General features: G+C 75.5%; 19 protein-coding genes. 5 read left to right on the top strand and 14 right to left on the bottom strand.

Annotated features, from left to right (window positions below; translation table 11 throughout):
- Positions 1-182: 182 nt before the first annotated feature.
- The gene (locus QSK52_RS26720; RefSeq protein ID WP_285738711.1) at positions 183-554 is read right to left on the bottom strand and encodes a hypothetical protein; all 372 of its coding nucleotides are present in this window, start codon (positions 552-554) and stop codon (positions 183-185) included.
- Positions 555-625: 71 nt separating this feature from the next.
- Between QSK52_RS26720 and QSK52_RS26715 the strand changes: the two genes are divergently transcribed.
- Positions 626-1,177, top strand: coding sequence for a DUF1697 domain-containing protein (locus QSK52_RS26715; protein WP_285738710.1), 552 nt, complete (start codon positions 626-628; stop codon positions 1,175-1,177).
- A gap of 22 nt (positions 1,178-1,199) precedes the next feature.
- Here the strand turns inward: QSK52_RS26715 and QSK52_RS26710 are convergent, their stop codons facing one another.
- Entirely contained in the window at positions 1,200-2,192 is a 993-nt protein-coding gene (locus tag QSK52_RS26710; protein WP_285738709.1) for a helix-turn-helix transcriptional regulator, read from the bottom strand.
- A 95-nt stretch (positions 2,193-2,287) separates the two neighbouring features.
- Here QSK52_RS26710 and QSK52_RS26705 point away from each other — a divergent pair, with 95 nt between their 5' ends.
- Positions 2,288-2,686: a VOC family protein gene (locus QSK52_RS26705; protein WP_285738708.1), complete on the top strand. Its 399-nt coding sequence runs from the start codon at positions 2,288-2,290 to the stop codon at positions 2,684-2,686.
- A gap of 7 nt (positions 2,687-2,693) precedes the next feature.
- Here QSK52_RS26705 and QSK52_RS26700 read toward each other — a convergent pair whose 3' ends face one another.
- From QSK52_RS26700 to QSK52_RS26685, 4 genes are all read right to left on the bottom strand, one after another.
- Complete coding sequence (locus QSK52_RS26700) at positions 2,694-3,434, bottom strand: TetR/AcrR family transcriptional regulator (RefSeq protein ID WP_285738707.1); 741 nt, start codon at positions 3,432-3,434, stop codon at positions 2,694-2,696.
- A gap of 118 nt (positions 3,435-3,552) precedes the next feature.
- Positions 3,553-3,777: a 4-oxalocrotonate tautomerase family protein gene (locus QSK52_RS26695; protein ID WP_285738706.1), complete on the bottom strand. Its 225-nt coding sequence runs from the start codon at positions 3,775-3,777 to the stop codon at positions 3,553-3,555.
- Positions 3,778-3,860: 83 nt separating this feature from the next.
- A complete protein-coding gene (locus QSK52_RS26690; RefSeq protein WP_285738705.1) occupies positions 3,861-4,607 on the bottom strand; it encodes an SDR family oxidoreductase in 747 nt (248 codons plus the stop codon).
- A gap of 115 nt (positions 4,608-4,722) precedes the next feature.
- Positions 4,723-5,250, bottom strand: coding sequence for a MarR family winged helix-turn-helix transcriptional regulator (locus tag QSK52_RS26685; RefSeq protein ID WP_285738704.1), 528 nt, complete (start codon positions 5,248-5,250; stop codon positions 4,723-4,725).
- Between the two features lie 93 nt (positions 5,251-5,343).
- Between QSK52_RS26685 and QSK52_RS26680 the strand changes: the two genes are divergently transcribed.
- Entirely contained in the window at positions 5,344-5,988 is a 645-nt protein-coding gene (locus QSK52_RS26680) for an MBL fold metallo-hydrolase (protein WP_285738703.1), read from the top strand.
- A 26-nt stretch (positions 5,989-6,014) separates the two neighbouring features.
- On the opposite strand, the gene QSK52_RS26675 is transcribed toward QSK52_RS26680, so the two are convergent.
- Both QSK52_RS26675 and QSK52_RS26670 read right to left on the bottom strand, forming a co-directional pair.
- Complete coding sequence (locus QSK52_RS26675; RefSeq protein WP_285738702.1) at positions 6,015-6,977, bottom strand: DUF1152 domain-containing protein; 963 nt, start codon at positions 6,975-6,977, stop codon at positions 6,015-6,017.
- 85 nt (positions 6,978-7,062) lie between these two features.
- Positions 7,063-7,422, bottom strand: a complete 360-nt coding sequence (locus QSK52_RS26670) for an arsenate reductase family protein (RefSeq protein ID WP_285738701.1) — start codon at positions 7,420-7,422, stop codon at positions 7,063-7,065.
- A 454-nt stretch (positions 7,423-7,876) separates the two neighbouring features.
- On the opposite strand from QSK52_RS26670, the gene QSK52_RS26665 reads away from it, so the two are divergent.
- Positions 7,877-9,094, top strand: coding sequence for a PP2C family protein-serine/threonine phosphatase (locus tag QSK52_RS26665; RefSeq protein WP_285738700.1), 1,218 nt, complete (start codon positions 7,877-7,879; stop codon positions 9,092-9,094).
- 63 nt (positions 9,095-9,157) lie between these two features.
- Here QSK52_RS26665 and QSK52_RS26660 read toward each other — a convergent pair whose 3' ends face one another.
- From QSK52_RS26660 to QSK52_RS26635, 6 genes are all read right to left on the bottom strand, one after another.
- On the bottom strand, positions 9,158-10,075 hold the full coding sequence (locus tag QSK52_RS26660; protein WP_285738699.1) for an ABC transporter substrate-binding protein: 918 nt from the start codon (positions 10,073-10,075) through the stop codon (positions 9,158-9,160).
- 281 nt (positions 10,076-10,356) lie between these two features.
- Positions 10,357-10,935 (bottom strand): hypothetical protein, encoded by a 579-nt coding sequence (locus QSK52_RS26655; RefSeq protein ID WP_285738698.1) that lies wholly within the window; start codon positions 10,933-10,935, stop codon positions 10,357-10,359.
- A 31-nt stretch (positions 10,936-10,966) separates the two neighbouring features.
- Positions 10,967-11,464 (bottom strand): hypothetical protein, encoded by a 498-nt coding sequence (locus QSK52_RS26650; RefSeq protein WP_285738697.1) that lies wholly within the window; start codon positions 11,462-11,464, stop codon positions 10,967-10,969.
- The gene (locus QSK52_RS26645) at positions 11,461-13,224 is read right to left on the bottom strand and encodes an alpha/beta hydrolase (protein ID WP_285738696.1); all 1,764 of its coding nucleotides are present in this window, start codon (positions 13,222-13,224) and stop codon (positions 11,461-11,463) included. Before QSK52_RS26645 ends, QSK52_RS26650 begins: the two co-directional genes overlap by 4 nt.
- 2 nt (positions 13,225-13,226) lie before the next feature.
- The gene (locus tag QSK52_RS26640; RefSeq protein WP_285738695.1) at positions 13,227-13,559 is read right to left on the bottom strand and encodes a WXG100 family type VII secretion target; all 333 of its coding nucleotides are present in this window, start codon (positions 13,557-13,559) and stop codon (positions 13,227-13,229) included.
- Between the two features lie 409 nt (positions 13,560-13,968).
- Positions 13,969-15,522, bottom strand: a complete 1,554-nt coding sequence (locus tag QSK52_RS26635) for an MFS transporter (RefSeq protein WP_285738694.1) — start codon at positions 15,520-15,522, stop codon at positions 13,969-13,971.
- Positions 15,523-15,646: 124 nt separating this feature from the next.
- Here QSK52_RS26635 and QSK52_RS26630 point away from each other — a divergent pair, with 124 nt between their 5' ends.
- Positions 15,647-16,306, top strand: coding sequence for a TetR/AcrR family transcriptional regulator (locus QSK52_RS26630; RefSeq protein ID WP_285738693.1), 660 nt, complete (start codon positions 15,647-15,649; stop codon positions 16,304-16,306).
- The last annotated feature ends 8 nt before the right edge of the window (positions 16,307-16,314 follow it).

Here is a 16,314-nt window from a genome sequence, read left to right as displayed (position 1 = left end):
CGACTCGTAGGACGGCTTGCACGCGCAGACACACATGGCGGCGATCATCGCGGACATCTCGACCGCGACGACCACCCCCAGCGATCACGCCACGCAGTTGATCAATTACCCCACACTTTCTGAGGCGCACCGGTCGGTGGCGGCCCCCGCCCACGGGCGGGGGCCGCCACCGGCTACCGGCCCTACCGGCGTTCGACCACCTCGACGGGCCCACCCGGGCGCCAGCTGCTGATCTCCAGGTGGTCGCCGACCACCTCGGTCAGCGCCGCGCCGGTGAGCTCCAGCCGGAACGCGTGGTACGGGCCGGGCGGCGGCTCGGGCAGCCCGGCCTCGTACGCCGCGATCTCCGCCGGGTCGGTCAACTCGACGGCCAGCAGGGAGAGTTTGGCGTCCCCGCCGGGCATGTCGGTGCCGGGCCCCGGGTTGGAGTGCAGCGCGCAGCGGCCGTCCCGCTTCAGGGTGGCGAGGACGTGGTGCCTGTGCGCCGTGAAACGGGCCCGGATCCGCGGGGCGAGGTCGGGGGCCTGCTGCTCGAACTCCTGCCAGGTCGTCATGGCGCGGAGTGCAGGCGGCGGCTCCGACGAAATCCCGGGCGCTGTCGGCGGTGCGTCCTACACTCGGCCGGATGGAGACCTACATCGCCTTCCTGCGGGCGGTCAACGTCGGCGGCCGCACCGTGAAGATGGATCGGCTGCGGGAGCTGTTCACCGGCCTCGGGCTGGAGGCGGTGCGGACGTACATCCAGAGCGGGAACGTGTTCTTCCGCACCGCGGAGACCGACCGGGCGGCGCTGACGGCCCGGATCGAGGCCGGGCTGGAGGCCGGGCTCGGGTACCCGGTGCCGGTGCTGCTGCGGACGGTCGAGGAGGTCGAGGCGCTGCTCGCGCTGGACCCGTTCGCGGCGGTGGAGCCCGCCGAGGACAAGCGGCTGTGCGTGCTGTTCCTCTCCGAGCCGCTGCCGGAGGAGGTCCGCTCCGGGCTGCCGGTCGCCTCGCCGAAGGGCGACTGGGAGATGATCGGCGCCACCGCGGACGCGGCGTTCGTGGTGATGTACGTGCGCAACGGCCGGTTGAACGGCAACCCGGCCACCGCCTTCCCCAAGTCCTACCGGGGGCACGCCACTTCGCGCTTCTTCCACACCACCGGGAAGATCGTCGCGGCGGCCCGCAAGGGCTGAGGGAGGGGTGCGGGAGAGGCTCTCAACTGCCTTCGCTGCGGGCCGATTCGGCGAGCCGTTCGGCCAACGCCAGGACCAGGGTCCGGAGTTCGGCGGGGTGGACGACGGTGAACGGACGGTCGAGGGCGGCCAACGCGCCCGGCACCCAGTCGAGTTCGGCGACCCGCAGTTCGACGTCCGACCAGCCCGCGGCGTCCGGCTCCGCGACCAGGGCCAGACCGGCCGGGAAGTGCGCGCGGATCCGGGCGGCGTCGGCCCGGACCCGCAGCCGGACGTGGTGGCGGTGCGGGGCGGTGGCCAGGGCGTGCAGCACGCGTTCGGCCGGGGGCGGGCCGGGCGGCGGGGCGAAGGTGCCGGGCAGCGGGCGGGGCGCGGCCAGCCGGTCGAGCCGGAACAGGCGCTCGGCGTCGGCGCCGGTGTCCCGGCCGGGCAGGTACCAGCGGCCCGCGTGCAGCACCAACCCGTGCGGCTGGACGGTCCGTTCACCGCTGCGGCCGTCCGCGGAGGTGTAGCGGAAGGCGAGCGGACGGCGGTGGCGCACCGCGTCGGCGACGGTCAGCAGCGCCTCCGGGTCGGGGGCGGTGGTGGTGGCCGCGGTGGGTGCTGCGGGTGCGGGCCGGACGGTGAAGGCCAGCGCCTCGCGCAGGGCGTCCAGGCGGTGGGCGAGGCGGCGGGGCAGCACCCGGCGGATCTTCGCGGCGGCCGTCCCACCCGCCGCGGCGGGGGCGGCGGACAGCCCGGCCCGCTCCGCGGCGGCCAGGCCGAACAGGACGGCCAGCGCCTCCTCGTCGGTGAGCATCAGCGGCGGCATCCGGTGCCCGGGCGCGAGCCGGTAGCCGCCGTAGCGGCCGCGCACCGACTCCACCGGCAGGTCGAGGTCGACCAGCTGGGCGACGTACCGGCGCACGGTGCGCTCGTCCACCTCCAGCCGTCCGGCCAGCTCCGCGACGGTGCGGACGCCGCCGGACTGCAGCAGTTCCAGCAGGGTGAGGACGCGGGCCAGGGGGCGGGTCATGCCGTCCATCCTCCCTCCGGAAGCGGGCGGATTCCGCCCGGTATCCCCTCTAGCCTCGGGCCGACCGCACCGGAACACCACACGGGAGCCCCCGCATGCACCTCGTCTCCGTCCGTCTGATCACCGCCGACGTCGACCGCCTGGTCGCGTTCTACGAGCGGGCCACCGGCCTGACCGCCGTCCGGGCCACCCCGGACTTCGCCGAACTGCGCACCCCGGGAGGCACGTTGGCGATCGGCAGCACCCGCACCGTGCCGCTGTTCGCGCCGGGCTCGGCCGAGCCGGCCGCGAACCGCAGTGCGATCGTCGAGTTCCTGGTCGAGGACGTCGACCTGCTGCACCGCCGACTCGCCGACGGCGGCGCGGAGTTCGTCAGCGGGCCGGCGACCCTCCCGTGGGGCAACCGCTCGCTGCTGCTCCGCGACCCGGACGGTACCCTGGTCAACTTCTTCACGCCGGTGACCCCGGAGGCCCGGGCCAGGCAGGGGCTCTGACGGCGGGTCAGCCGCGGGCGGGGCCGTCCTGCTGCTGGAGGGTGCGCAGCCACACCAGCAGCAGGGCGGTCTCCGCCTCGCCCAGCGGGCCGGTCCGCTGCCTCAGCTGGGCCTCCAGCTGGCGGGCGGCCCCGGCGAGCCGGTCCTCCTCGGGGGCGGCCGCGGCGGCCGACTCGTCCAGGCAGGAGGCGAAGACCGCGTCCCGGACCCGGGTCGGCAGGGCCGGGTCGGCGAAGCGCTCCGGCTGGGAGAGCAGGCTGAGGGTGACGCCGACGTTGGCCGCCAGGATCGCCTGCGCGGCCTCCTCGGCGGGGATCCGCAGCGCGCCGACCGCCGCGCACCGCTCCAGGGTCCGCTTGAGCAGCTCGAAGATCCGGGCGGCGGTCTCCGGCACCTCGGGCAGCACGGGGGAGAACATCAGCCGGTACAGCGCCCGGTTGGAGAGCGCGAAGTCCACGTGGTCGTCCCAGCCCGCGCGCAGGTCGGCGACCGGGTCGGCGGTGACGGCGAGGCCCTGCTTGCGACCGATGTAGCGCTCGAAGCCGTGCGCGACCAGCGCGGTCAGCAGGCCGTTCTTGTCGCCGAACAGGCGGTACAGGACGGGCTGCTTGACGCCGACGGCCTCGCACACGGCGCGGGTCGAGACGTCGTTGTCGGGGGACTCCGCGAGCAGGTCCTCGGCGGCTTCGAGCATCCGGGAGCGCAGGTCGCCCGTCCCCCGGGGGGTGCTGCCGGTGGCGTCGCTCATGCCTGTTCCCTGCCCGTTCCTCGGTCCCGCGCTGCCCGGCCAGCGTAGTGGAGGCCGGTGCCGCCCCGACCCGGCGCCGCTGTGCGGGGCGGGGCGGCGTCGCCGCTGCTCGGCGGAGCTACTCGGCGGGTGCGGCGTCGGTCCCGTTGATCATGGCGGCGGTCAGGACGTGGCCGCCGATGCCCCAGCCGCCGTCGGCGACCTCCTCGACCAGGACCATGGTGTTCTGCCGGGCGCGCTCGCCGTAGACCTCGGCGTACAGGTCGGTGGTGCGGTCGACGATCAGCTGCTTCTGGGCCGGGGTCAGGGTGTCGGCGGGAACCTTGAAGTTGGCGAAGGGCACGGTGTTCTCCTCGGGACGGGTGGAGCGGGAGCGGAACGGGGGTGGAACAGGGGTGGGGCGGGGGGAGCGGCGGGGGAGCCGGGTCAGACGATGCCGCCGTTGCTGCGGATGTTCTGGCCGTTGATCCAGCGGCCGGCCGGGCCCGCCAGGAAGGCGGCGAGTTCGGCGATGTCCTCGGGGGTGCCGAGGCGTTCCAGCGGGGACTGGGCGGCCAGCCGGTCGACGGCGTCCTGGTCCTTGCCCTCCAGGAACAGCGGGGTGGCGGTGGGGCCGGGGGCGATGGTGTTCACGGTGACGTCCCGGCCGCGCAGTTCGCGGGCCAGCACCAGGGTCAGCGCCTCGACCGCGCCCTTGCTGGCCGCGTAGGCGCCGTAGGTCGGGAACTGGAGTCCGACCACCGAGGTGGAGAAGTTGATCAGTGCCCCGCCCCGGCGCAGCCGCCGGGCGGCCTGCTGGGCGACCACGAAGGTGCCGCGGACGTTGACCCGCTGCACCTCGTCGAAGTCGGCCAGGTCGAGTTCGGCGACGGGTGCCAGGCGCATGACGCCCGCGGTGTGGACGACCACGTCCAGCCCGCCGAACTCGGCCTCGACCCGGTCGAACGCGGCGGCCGCCTCCCGTTCGTCCGCGACGTCGCCGCCGACCGCCAGCGCCCGGCCGCCGTTGCCGACGACCTCCGCGACCAGGGCCTCGGCCCGGTCCCGGTGACCGGAGTAGTGGACGGCCACGGGGTACCCGGCGGCGGCGAGCTGCCGGACGACGGCGCGGCCGATGCCGCCGGAGCCGCCGGTGACCAGGGCGACCCGGGGCTGTGCGTCGGTGACGGACATGGCGGAACCTCTTTCGTTTCGACGATCTCGCGCTGTCGTTATCAACGATAACAGAGGATTGGATCGTTGATACGAATCTGCTGTTATCGGCGAAACGGAGGTGTTGGGCGGCGGTTCACCAGGCCCCGCTGATCGGCCCCCGCTCGCCGTCCGCCGCGCCCCGGTCGCCACCCGCCGCGCCCAGTTCGGCCGCGATCCGGTCCAGCAGGGGGAGGGCGCGGGCCAGCAGGAGCTGCTCGGACTCGTCCAGGCTCCCGCCGACCGCGCGGGCGAGCAGGCCGATCCGCTGCTGCCGGTCGGCCTCGATCGCGTGCCGGCCCTGCGGAGTCAGGGCCAGCACCTTCTTGCGGGCGTCGTCCGGGTGCGGCCCGGCGGTCAGGTGCCCGGCCTCGGTGAGCTCCTTGACCGTGGCGGCCATGGTCTGGTGGCGCACGCCGCGGCTGGCGGCGAGTTCCGCGGTGGTCATCGGGCCCTGCCGGTCGAGCAGGTCCAGCACCGTCGCCGGGATGGGGGCGAGCTGGTCGAAGGGGCGACCGGCACGGACCAGGCCGCTGACCGCCGTCCGCAGGGCGGCCGCCAGCTGCTCGGCCGCGGGCGGTTCGGCGGGCGGCTCGGTGGGCGGCTCGGGGGAGGGGTGCGTCATGGGGTCACGCTACCAGTTGCACAGTTCCAGCTGTACAGTCCAGACTGCACAGTCTCACCTGTACATCTCCCCAGACCGCTGGAAGGACCCCCGATGCAGCTGACCAAGCACGCCCACGCCTGCGTGACGCTCACCAAGGACGGCACCCGGATCGCCGTCGACCCCGGCACCTTCACGCCCGACGCCGCGCAGGTGGTGGCCGGGGCGTCGGCGGTGCTGATCACCCACGAGCACGTCGACCACTTCGACGAGGAGCTGATCGCCGCCGCCCTGGAGGCCCGGCCCGAGCTGCGGGTCTACGGCCCGGAGCCGGTGGTCGGGCGCTGGACCGCGGCCCGGCGCGGGCAGGTGACGGCCGTCGCCGCCGGGGACGCGTTCGCCGTCGAGGGCTTCGAGGTGACCGTCCACGGCGACCTGCACGCCGCCGTCCACCGCGACGTCCCGCGGGTCGCCAACGTCGGCTACCTGGTCGACGGGCGGGTCTACCACCCGGGCGACGCCTACCACGTGCCGGACGCCCCGGTCGGCACGCTGCTGCTGCCCGCCGCCGGGCCGTGGACCAGGACCGGCGAGGCCGTCGACTACGTCCGGGAGGTCGCGCCCGGGCGGCTGGTGCAGATCCACGAGGCGATGCTCAGCGAGATCGGCCAGCTGTCGATGGCCCGCGTCCTGAGCCCTGCGATGCTCACCGACGTCCCGCTGGAGATCGTGCCGCCCGGCGACAGCGTCGAGGTGTGAAGCACGCGGGCCCGGGCCCCGGCGGGTCAGTGCGGGTAGGGGAGGGCCGGGCGCCGCCGGGGCAGCTCCTCGCGGAAGTCGGCGATCACGGAGGCGATCTCGCGGGTCGTGGTGGTGCCCTCCAGCCGGTCCAGGTAGAGGTGGCGGGCGGCGAGCGCCTCGACCGTGACGCCGAAGTACAGCGTCATCAGCGGGTTGACGAACAGGGTGCTGTCGCCGGTGCGTTCGCCGAGGCGGACGTCGCCGAACCCGCCGCGCAGCGCCGCCGCGACCGAGCCGTGGACGATGCTGGCGCGTTCCGGGCACTCGTCCCGGGCGTGAGCGACGGCGTCCAGGTAGAGCGCGGCCCCGTCGGAGTCGGCGGGGACGGAGAAGGCGCCGAGGTAGCCGCCCGCGCGCTGCAGGGCGGCGAGGTTCTCCAGCACCAGGCCGTGGCTGACGCCGTGGTGGGCGTCCACGCCGAACCCGAGGCAGGCCACCAGGCGCTGCGGCACGTTCCGCAGTCCGGCGACCGCGGCCAGCGAGGCCATGTCCTCCTCGGGGGTGCCGAGCCCGGCCTCGTCGCCGCGCATCAGGATGTCGGTGCCGCCGTCGACCAGCAGGACCGCGTCCACGCCGAGCCGCCGCACCAGCGCCCGGTACGCGGCCCGCAGCGGCTTCACCCCCACCGAGGCGAACGACCAGACGGTGTCCGGCAGTTGGTGGTCGCGCAGCCAGCGGGCCAGCGAGAGCTCGGGGAACCCGGTTCCGGCGGCGCGGGTGTCGGACGTGATCCGGGCCAGGTGCGGGCCCTCCCAGGCGCTGCCGTCCAGGCCGTGGTGGTGGGTGAACGACAGGTTCGCCAGGTGCACCTCGCGTCCCGCGGCCCGCAGCGCGAGCGCGATCGGCAGCCCCGCGTACACGTCGTGGCCGCCGCCCGCACCGGCGACCAGGACGCGTTCCGCGGTCAGCAGCCGCGCGAGCAGGGGAGGTTGCAGCAGACTCGTCACCGGCGGAAGGTACCAGGCACCCCGCACGGCAGGTGCGGGCCGCCCGGGCCCGACCGGCTCGACCGGTCCGACCGGTCCGGGCGGGTCAGTGGGAGAGGACGTCCTTCAGCGCGTCCGGCGTGCGGCCGATCACGGTGTAGCCGTCGTCCGCGGTGATGATCGGCCGCTGGATCAGCTTCGGGTGCGCGGCCATCGCCTCCACCCAGCGCGCCCGGTCGGCCTCCGTCCGGCCCCAGGAGCGCAGCTCCAGCTCCTTGGCCACGGCCTCGTCCAGACGCGCCACGTCCCACGGCTCCAGGCCCAACCGGCCCAGCACCTCGGTGAGTTCGGCGGCCGTCGGCGGCTCGTCCAGGTAGCGGCGGACGGTGTACTCCACGCCCGCCGCGTCCAGCTCGCCGAGGGCGGTGCGGCACTTGCTGCACTGCGGGTTGATCCAGATCTCCATGGCCGCCCAGCCTACCCAGCCACCGCCCGCCGACCCGCGCCGTTCCGACCCGCGCCGCGCCGTTCCGCGCCGCGCAGCAGGAGGGGCACCCCGGCGCTCGCCCGGCCGTCGCGGGGGCGGAAGGCGATTGCCTCGGCGCCCGGCTCGCCCGCCTCCGCCCGGCTCGCCCGCCCGGAGGCCGCCACCGCGCTGCCCGCCCTGCTGCGGCGCTTCCCGGACCTCGCCCCCGCCGGCCCGGCCGAGCGCCGCGAACGGCTGGTCCTGCGCGGCCACCGGACCTTCCCGGTCCGCCCGGGCCCGCCCGTGCGGTGACGCGGCTCACGGCACCTCCCGCGCCCGGCCGGAACGGGTCGAAGGTCCCCGACCGTCGGGACCTTCGTGGGCGGTGACCGGGCCGGGTCGCACGCGAGGATGGAGGAGTGCCGTACCCGCACCGGCCGCCGAGGAGGCCAGCATGACCGCGCCGCCCGCGCCCGCCGCCCGCACCCGCCACCGCCACCGCCCGCAGCCCGCCGGGCACCACCGGCCCGGCCCCGCCCACGGCCCCGCCCCGGCGGGTCCGTCCGGGAGCGCCGGCTCGTCCAGGGCCGCCGGGGCCCGCTGGGAGGCGGCGATGGCCCGGGCGTTGCGCACGCCCACCTGGGTGCGGCTGCTGCCGGTGCTGCTGCTGGTCGCCGACCTGGTCGTGGAGTGGGCCGTCCCCGGCTCCGTCGCCGCGGGCTTCCTGCTGACCGTGATCCCGGTGGTGGTCGCCTTCAGCGGCGGCCCCGCGCTGGTCGCCACCGCCACCTGCGTCACCGTCGCCCTGCAGACGCTGCTCGCGCTGCGGGTCGGCCACCTCACCGAGCAGCACCACCTGTGGACGTACCTGGCCACCGCACTGGCCGGCACGGTGGGCGCCGGGCTGGCCTGGCAGCGCCGCCGCCAGGCCCGCGACCTGGTCCGGGTCCGCGCCGTCGCCGACACCCTCCAGCACACCGTGCTGCGCCCCGTCCCCGCCCGCGCCGGGGGCCTGCGCACCGCGGGCCTCTACCACCCCGCGCAGGCGGACGTCGGCATCGGCGGCGACCTGTACGAGGTGTGCGAGACGGAGTACGGCACCCGGATCCTGCTCGGCGACGTCCGCGGCAAGGGGCTGGACGCCGTGCGCACCGTCGCCGACGTGATCGGCGCGTTCCGGGTCGCCGCCCACGAGACCGCCGAGCTCGGCGAGCTCGCCGACAAGCTCGACCGGCACGTGCGCCGCGGCGCCGAACAGGACGGCGACCGCGAGCTGTTCGTCACCGCCGTGCTGCTCCAGCACCGTCCCGGCGCCGACGAGATCGACCTGGTCAACCGGGGGCACCTCGCCCCGCTCCTGCTCGCCCCCGGCAGCGCCGGCACCGTCCCGTGCGCCGACGACCTGCCGCTCGGCCTCGGCCACCTCGCCCCCGGCCCCGCCGAACCGCCCGCCAGCGTCCCGCTGCCGCCCGGCCGCACCCTGGTCCTGCACACCGACGGCCTCACCGAGGCCCGCGACCGCACCGGCGCCTTCTACCCGCTCGCGGCCCGCCTCACCACCCTGCCCGCCACCGACCCGGACGCCGTCGTCGCCTTCCTCGACCACGACGTCCGCCGCCACGCCGGTTCCCTGACCGACGACGTGGCGGTGCTCGCCTTCGCCACCACCTGAGCCACCACCTGAGTCCCGGAGCCCTCCGCCCCGGCCGGGCCCCGCGCGGCCCGCGCGGGCCGCCTAGGAGCCGTTGGTCACCGAGTTCTGGATCGCGCCCACCGTCAACTGGTGGTCGGCCAGCACCTGGTCGTAGGTGCCGTCGGCGATCAGCCGGTTCATCGCCCGCATCAGCACGTCCCGCAGCTGCGCGTCGTCCTTGCGCAGCGCGATCCCGAACGGCCGGGGCTGCAACTGCGGGCCGCCGATCTCGAAGGCGTTGCCGTTGTCGACGGTCTGCACCGCGTACGTGGCCTTCGGGTAGTCGGTGATGTACGCGTCCGCCGGGCCCTTGAGGTTCTGGATGGCGGCGTTGTCGCTGTCGGTCTCCAGCAGGGTCAGCGCGCCCTTGCCGTTGTGCTCGCAGGCGGCCTTCTGCTTGGTCACCAGGTCGTCGTGGGTGGTGCCCTTCTTGACCGTGACGGCGTGCCCGCACAGGTGGTCGATGTCGGTGATGCCCTTGGGGTTGCCCCGGTCGACGGCGATGCCGATGCCCGCCATGAAGTAGTCCACGAAGTCCACGCCCGGGTTGACCTGGGCGCCGTTCTTGTCGAGGCCCTCCTCGCGCTCCCGGGTGTCGGTGATCCCGGACATCGCGATGTCGTACTTGCCCTCCAGCAGCCCCGGCAGCACGTTCGCGAACGGCCCGGCGTCCTGGAACTCCACCCGGACGCCCAGCAGCGCCCCCAGCTTCTCCGCCAGGTGCGGGTCCAGGCCGTCCGGCTCGTTGCGGTCGTTGCGGTACACCACCGGCGCGGCCGTGAACGAGGACCCCACGGTCAGCACCCCGGACTTGCGCACCCGCTCCGGCAGCAAGGAGCGCAGGTTCGCCTCCTGGTCCGAGGACCCGTCGATCCCGACGATCCCGCACCCGCTCACCAGGAGCATCCCGCCCACGACAGCGGCGAGCGCGGCGCGCCCCCGCCCGTCCATCCGAACCATGTCGTCTCTCCCCGTGGTCGACGCGGAACACGACAAGCCCAGGGACGACGGACGGTACGGCGGCACGACCACACGGAACGTGGCATGGCGATACCGAGGAAGACCCCTCGGCCGGCCGCCGTTCCGGCTAGATCGCCCCGAACTATAGCCAGCATGGTCACGACAGCCTAACGCCACCCTCCAACTACGGTCCGTCAGTCGACCCGTGACGTCCGATCAGCCCGGATCGGCCCCGATTCGTCCGCACGCCCCGGCGGGAGGCCCGCCGCGCGGGCGCCGGTTCAGGACCAGGCGGGGTCCTCGAAGGTCGGCACGGTGTCCGGGCCGCCGTCCCTGCCGGTCGGCAGCGGGCTGGGGGCGGGGCCGAAGGGGGCGGTGCTGCCGGGGTCCTCCACCCAGGCGTCGGCGACCACGGTGACGTTGCCGACGGCGCCGACGGTGACGGTCACGCCGGTGCCGTCGGGGGCGGCGGCGGAGGCCTCGTCGGGGGAGTCGGCGGGGTGCAGGGTGTAGCCGCGGCCCTTCCAGTACGCCCGGACCTGCTCCAGCAGCCGGGGCTGGTTGGCGGCCGAGACCTTGGTCAACACGTAGCGCCGGAGCGTGAGTTGGGCGGTCCCGTCGTTGTCGCGGGCGGCGTTCTCGTGCGGGACGGCGCGGAACGCGTCGTCCGCCCAGCGCACGGCGGGGGTCAGGGCGCCGGTGGTGCCCTCGACCAGGTCCTGCAGCCGGGCACGGGCGGTGTCCAGCGCGACGACCCGCCGCGCGGCCGCCCCGCCGGAGCCGCCGGAGTCGCAGCCCACCGCGCCCGACCCCAGCACCAGCACCAGCGCCGCCACCCCGCCCGCCACCCGCAGCCTCATCCCGAACTCCCTCTCCGTCCGCTCCCCGACCCTAGACCGACCAGAACGGGTCCTGCCGCCGCGGCATGGTGTCCATCGACCCCTCGGGCCCGATCGGGACGGTGCTGGCACCGCCGAACGGGTACGAGGTGCCGGGCGCGGCCAGCCCGTCGACGCGGGCGAGCAGCGTCCCGTTCCCGGCGAAGCCGATCCTGAACTCGGCCGTCCCGTGAGGGGACTTGGCGCGCAGGACGGGCAGCACCGGATCGTCCTCGCCGTCCACCGCCCAGCCGCGTTCGTGCCAGGCGCGGGCGAGTTGGGCGAGCAGCTCGGGGTAGCGGTGCTCGGCGACCCGGGTGAGCAGGTAGCGCCGCTTCTCCAGGTGCGCGGTGCCGTCCGGCTCGCGGGTGAAGGCGTGCTCGTGGGCGACGGCGACGTACGGGCCGTCGGCCCAGTGCACCGCGGGCGTGAGCGCGGCGGGGGCGGAGTCCAGCAGTTCGTCCACCGCGGCGCGGGCCGCGAGCAGTTCGGGCGCCAGCTCGTCGTTCATCGGTACTCCTGTCCGGACACCCGGTCGCCGTGGCCGGAGACGATCAGGGCCATGTTGCGCAGTGAGTGACCGTCCCGGCCGTCGCCCTGGTTCCAGTAGTCGGAGTGCGACGCGAAGCCGAGCGGTCCGTCCGCGACGTCGAAGCGGTGCGCCCCGAACCCGCTGCTCGCCGGGTCCTGGCCGAACCACAGCTCGTGGGAGTCGCCGTGCCCGGCGATCCTGTCGCCGAGGAAGCCGCCCGCCACCGCCCCGAGCGGACCGGCCAGCACGCCGCCGATCCCCGCGCCGATGCCGATGCCCTTGGCCTCCTCGTGGCTGGGCAGGTGCGAGACCGGGTCGTGCTCGGCGGCGCCGACCCAGACGTGGTCCGCGCCGACGCCCAGCTGGGAGGCCCGCTGGGCGCCGGTGCCGGGGGAGCCGACCAGGATGACGTCGTCCGCGGGGATGCCGCCGGGGCGCTGCGCGGCCTGGCCGACGGTGAACGAGCCGTACGAGTGCCCGAGCGCGGTCAGGTGGGCCGGCGCCCCCTCGTGCGAGGCGCGCAGGCCCTGCAGGAAGCCCTGGTAGGCCGCGCCGCCCTGCTGGGCGCGCTCGTCCCCGGCCACCGCGAACATGTCGGGGGCGACGCCCTTGATCTGCGGGGTGTCGTAGCCCAGCCAGGCGATCGAGGCGGTGGAGCGGCTCGGGTCGAGGTCGTGCGCGGACTGCCACAGGGTGCGGGCCCGGTCGGCGTCGCCGCCCCCCATGTTCTTGACCTCGGTGTTGAGTCCGGGCACGTACGCGACCACGTCGTCCGCGGTGTCCGGGTTGCCGTAGGCGATGGCGGCCCGGCCCTGGCCCTGGTCGCCGATCAGCATCAGGTAGGCGGGCGGCTGCTTGCCCTGGTCCTCGCGCAGGCGGCCCTGGATCGCCCGGAAGCCCTCCAGCTTCTTCCGGTCCCACTCGGAGAGGTCCTGGCGGGAGGAGAGGTCGGTGACCATCCGGTCCAGGACGATCCGGTTGGCCTGGTCGCGGGCGGGCGTCGGCATGCCGTCGCGGTTGCCGAGCTCGGCGGGGTACGCCCGGAGCAGGCGCTGCTGCTCGTCCGGCGGCAGGGCCTTCCACCAGGAGTTGACCTCGGTCGGCGGGGCGTCCGGGCCGGGCATGCCCGCGCGGACCAGGTCCTCGGTGCCGCCGGAGAGGCCGAGTGCGCCGAGGACGGCGCTGTTGAGCCGCATCGCGGCGGTGCCGGGGTCGAGCCCGGCACCGGTACGGGCGTCGTCGGTGTACCGGCGCAGGCGCTGCGCGGTGACCTGGTCGGCGTGCGCGGCCTCGGCGAGGGCGTCGGCGATCCGGTCGCGCAGCTCGGTGCCCTGCCGGGCGCGGTCGGGCGCGTCGGGGTCGTGGCGTTCGGCGGCGCCGGGCGGCGGCCAGGAGACCCCGCCGTCGTCGGCGACGGTGAAGCCGTGCGCGTCCGCGTTGGCGAGCGCGGCCCGGAGCTTGGAGCGGGCCAGCAGGAACGCCTCGGCGCCCTCGCGCAGGACGGGGGCGATCCGGGCCAGTTCCAGGTGCGCGGCGGTGAGCCTGCCGGTGGTGCGGGCCAGCGACTCCCGGGCGCGGTCGGCCGCGGTGCCGCTCCAGCCGGAGGCGCTCACCCGCCCGTCGACGCCGCTGCGCCAGGTGTCGGCGTGCCCGGCGAAGGCGGCGGCCAGTGCGGCGTACGCCTCGGCGGCGGTGAACAGCCGGTTCGGGTCGGCGTCGCGCAGGGTGGGGACGTCCATGCTCACCGCCCCGTCAGGCCGGCGGCGGCGTCCTGCTCGGCGCGGCGGTAGTTGGCCGCGGTCTGCCGCAGGTTGTCGCCCTGCCGGTCCATCTCGGCGGAGAGGCCGTCCAGCAGCCGCTTCCACTCGTCGGTGCAGGAGTCCAGTTCGCTGCCGGTGCTCCAGCCGCGTAACCCGGACTCGGCCTCGTCGGAGGCGCCCAGGACGCGGGACGTCCCGCCCGGCACCTGCTCGGCGACGGCGCCCGCGGTCTGCGCGGCCCCGTCCAACTCGTCCGGCTCCACCCGGAACCCGCCGCTTCCCCCGCTGCCGCCGTCCGGCCCCACGCTCAGCACGCCATCCCCCACCACCGGTGTCGGTCCGACCACTTGAGCGCGCCATGCTAGCGAACGCACCGGCCGCGGCCACCCGGGTTCACCACATTCGCACCCGCTTCCGCCCGCCCGTCGCCTGCCCGTCCCTTTGACGCCGCCTTACCGGACCCGGCACTCCGCGCCCCGGGCCACCCGGTCCCCGCAGCAGGCGGAGTGACGGTGCGTCAGCTCGGCCGGGCCACCCGTGGACCGCGGCCGCGGGAGCACCGCGTGGAGCCCGCCGGCGCCGGACGGCGCTCCGTCCCGGCGGCCGTGCTGCTCGCCGTCCCGGCCGGCCGTTCGGCGACCGTCGGCCTCCGGGAGGGCGACGGACCGTCCTTCGGCGGGCACTGCCGCCCGGTGTTCCCGTCCGGCGTCGGCCGAGGCCGCGTCAGCTCGCCCCGGACAGCGACGGGGACGGGACGGGCGCGGCCGCGGGCGCCGGTGCGGCGGGCCGCAGCAGCAGGGCGACCAGGACGGCGGCGACGGCCAGCGCCGCCGAGCCGCAGCGCAGGGCGAGGTGCAGGGCGTCGACGAACGAGGCGTCCACCGCGGCCGGGACGGGTCCGGCTGCGGGCCCGGTTGCGGTACCGGCGGCGGGGGCGTGGCCGGTGAGCGCGGCGACCGCGTGCGGCACCCCGTCGACGGGCAGTCCCTGCCGTTGCAGGGCGGCGGTGAGGTTGCCGGTCAGCCGGTCGGTCAGGACGGCGCCGAGCACCGCGATGCCGAGCACGCCGCCGAGTTCGCGCAGCGTGTTGACGGTGGCGGAGGCCATCCCGGTCTGCGCCGGGGCGACCCGCTGCAGCACCGCGATCGACACCGGCGTGAAGGTCAGCCCCATGCCGGAGCCGAGCAGCACCAGCGTCCACAGGTACGACCAGTAGTGGGCCTGCCCGGAGTACAGCGACAGCCCGCCCAGGCCGACCGCGCACAGCGCGATGCCCAGCACCAGCGGCAGCCGCGCCCCGTGCCGGGCGGTCAGCCGACCGGACAGCGGCGCCGCGACCACGATCACGGCGCTCGTCGGCAGCCCCGCGTACCCGGCGTCGGTCGGCGCCCAGCGCATCACGCCCTGCAGCATCAGCGGCAGGAAGAACATCGCGCCGAACACCCCGAAGCTCACCACCAGCCCGCTCAGCAGCGCCCCCGCCAGCACCCGGTCGCGGAACAGCCGCAGCTCCACCATCGGTTCGGCGGACCGCAGTTCGACCACCACGAAGAGCGCCAGCAGCACCGCCGCGGCCGCCCCGCAGGCCAGCACCCGGGCGTCCGTCCAGCCCCGGCCCGGGCCCTCGACCAGCCCGTACACCAGCGCGCCCAGCCCGCCCGCGGACAGCAGCAGGCCCGGCAGGTCCACCCGCCGCTCGCGCGGCGCGACCTCCGGCAGCACCCGGTACGCCAGCACCAGGCCGACCAGCCCGACCGGGACGTTGATCCAGAACACGCTGGCCCAGCCGAACGCGTCCACCATCGGGCCGCCGAGCACCGGCCCGACCGACAGGCCCAGCGCCGAGACGCCCGACCACAGGCCGATCGCCCGGGCCCGCTCCTTCTCGTCGGTGAACACCTGCCGCAGGATCGCCAGGCTGCCCGGCGTCAGCAGCGCCGCGCCCACGCCCTGCAGCATCCGGGCCGCGACCAGCGCGCCGGTGCCGCCCGCGAGCGCGGCCGCCGCCGAACCCAGGGTGAACAGCGCCAGGCCGATCCGGTAGACCCGGGTGCGGCCGTGGCGGTCGCCGAGGGTGCCGCCGGTGAGCAGCAGGGCCGCGTAGACCAGGCTGTAGCCCTCGGCGACCCACTGCAGTCCGCTGATGCCCGCGTCCAGGTCGCGGCCGATCCGGGGCAGGGCGATGGTGACGATGACGTTGTCGAGCATCGCCATGAACATCGTGAGACAGAGCGTGGTCAGCGCCTGCCACTTGCGCCGGTCGTTCCTGGTGTCCACCGTTCCCCCTCGGGGCGCGCCGAGCAGCCCCTAACAGTGTTAGGGGCTGCGATTGCGCACCCAGCATCGCCCTAACAGTGTTAGATTGCAAGCGCGAACCGCCCCGCCGCCCCCAGGAGCACCCGTGGCCCAGCCCCCCGCGCGCACCCTCACCCGCGAGTGCATCGCCACCGCCGCCCTGCGCGTCCTCGAACGCGAGGGCCTGGCCGGACTCTCCATGCGCAAGGTCGCCGCCGAGGTCGGCGCCCAGGCCGCCTCGCTCTACTGGCACGTCCGCAACAAGGAGGAGATCCTCGACCTGCTGGGCGACGCGATCATCGCCGACGCCGAGGTCCCGCCCCGCACCGGCGACTGGCGCGAGCAGTACCTGGAGTACGGCCGCCGCTACCGCGCCCTGCTGCTCGCCAAGCGCGACGCGGCCAAGGTCGTCGCCGGACGCCTCTCCACCGGCCCCCGCGTCCTGGCCGTCCTGGAGGACCAGCTCGACCGCCTGCGCGAGGCCGGCTTCACCGACGCCGACGCCGCGATGGCCTCCTACCTGCTCTCCGCCTACGTCCAGGGCTTCGTCCTGCAGGAGCAGTCCCCGCTCTCCGCCACCGAGGCCGCCGGCGCGGGCCGCGGCCAGGCCGCCCGCGAGGCGGGCGACGTCTTCCGCGCCCTCCCCGCCGAGGACTACCCCAACCTCGTCGCCCTCGCCGACGACCTCACCGACCCCGACATGGACACCCGCTTCGAGTTCGGCCTCCAACGCATCGCCGACGGCCTGGCGGCCCTGCTCACGTGAGGGCGCGT

The sequence above is a fragment of the Kitasatospora phosalacinea genome (assembly GCF_030268885.1).
GTDB lineage: Bacteria > Actinomycetota > Actinomycetes > Streptomycetales > Streptomycetaceae > Kitasatospora > Kitasatospora phosalacinea_C.
This window is presented reverse-complemented; position numbering and strand designations above follow the sequence as displayed.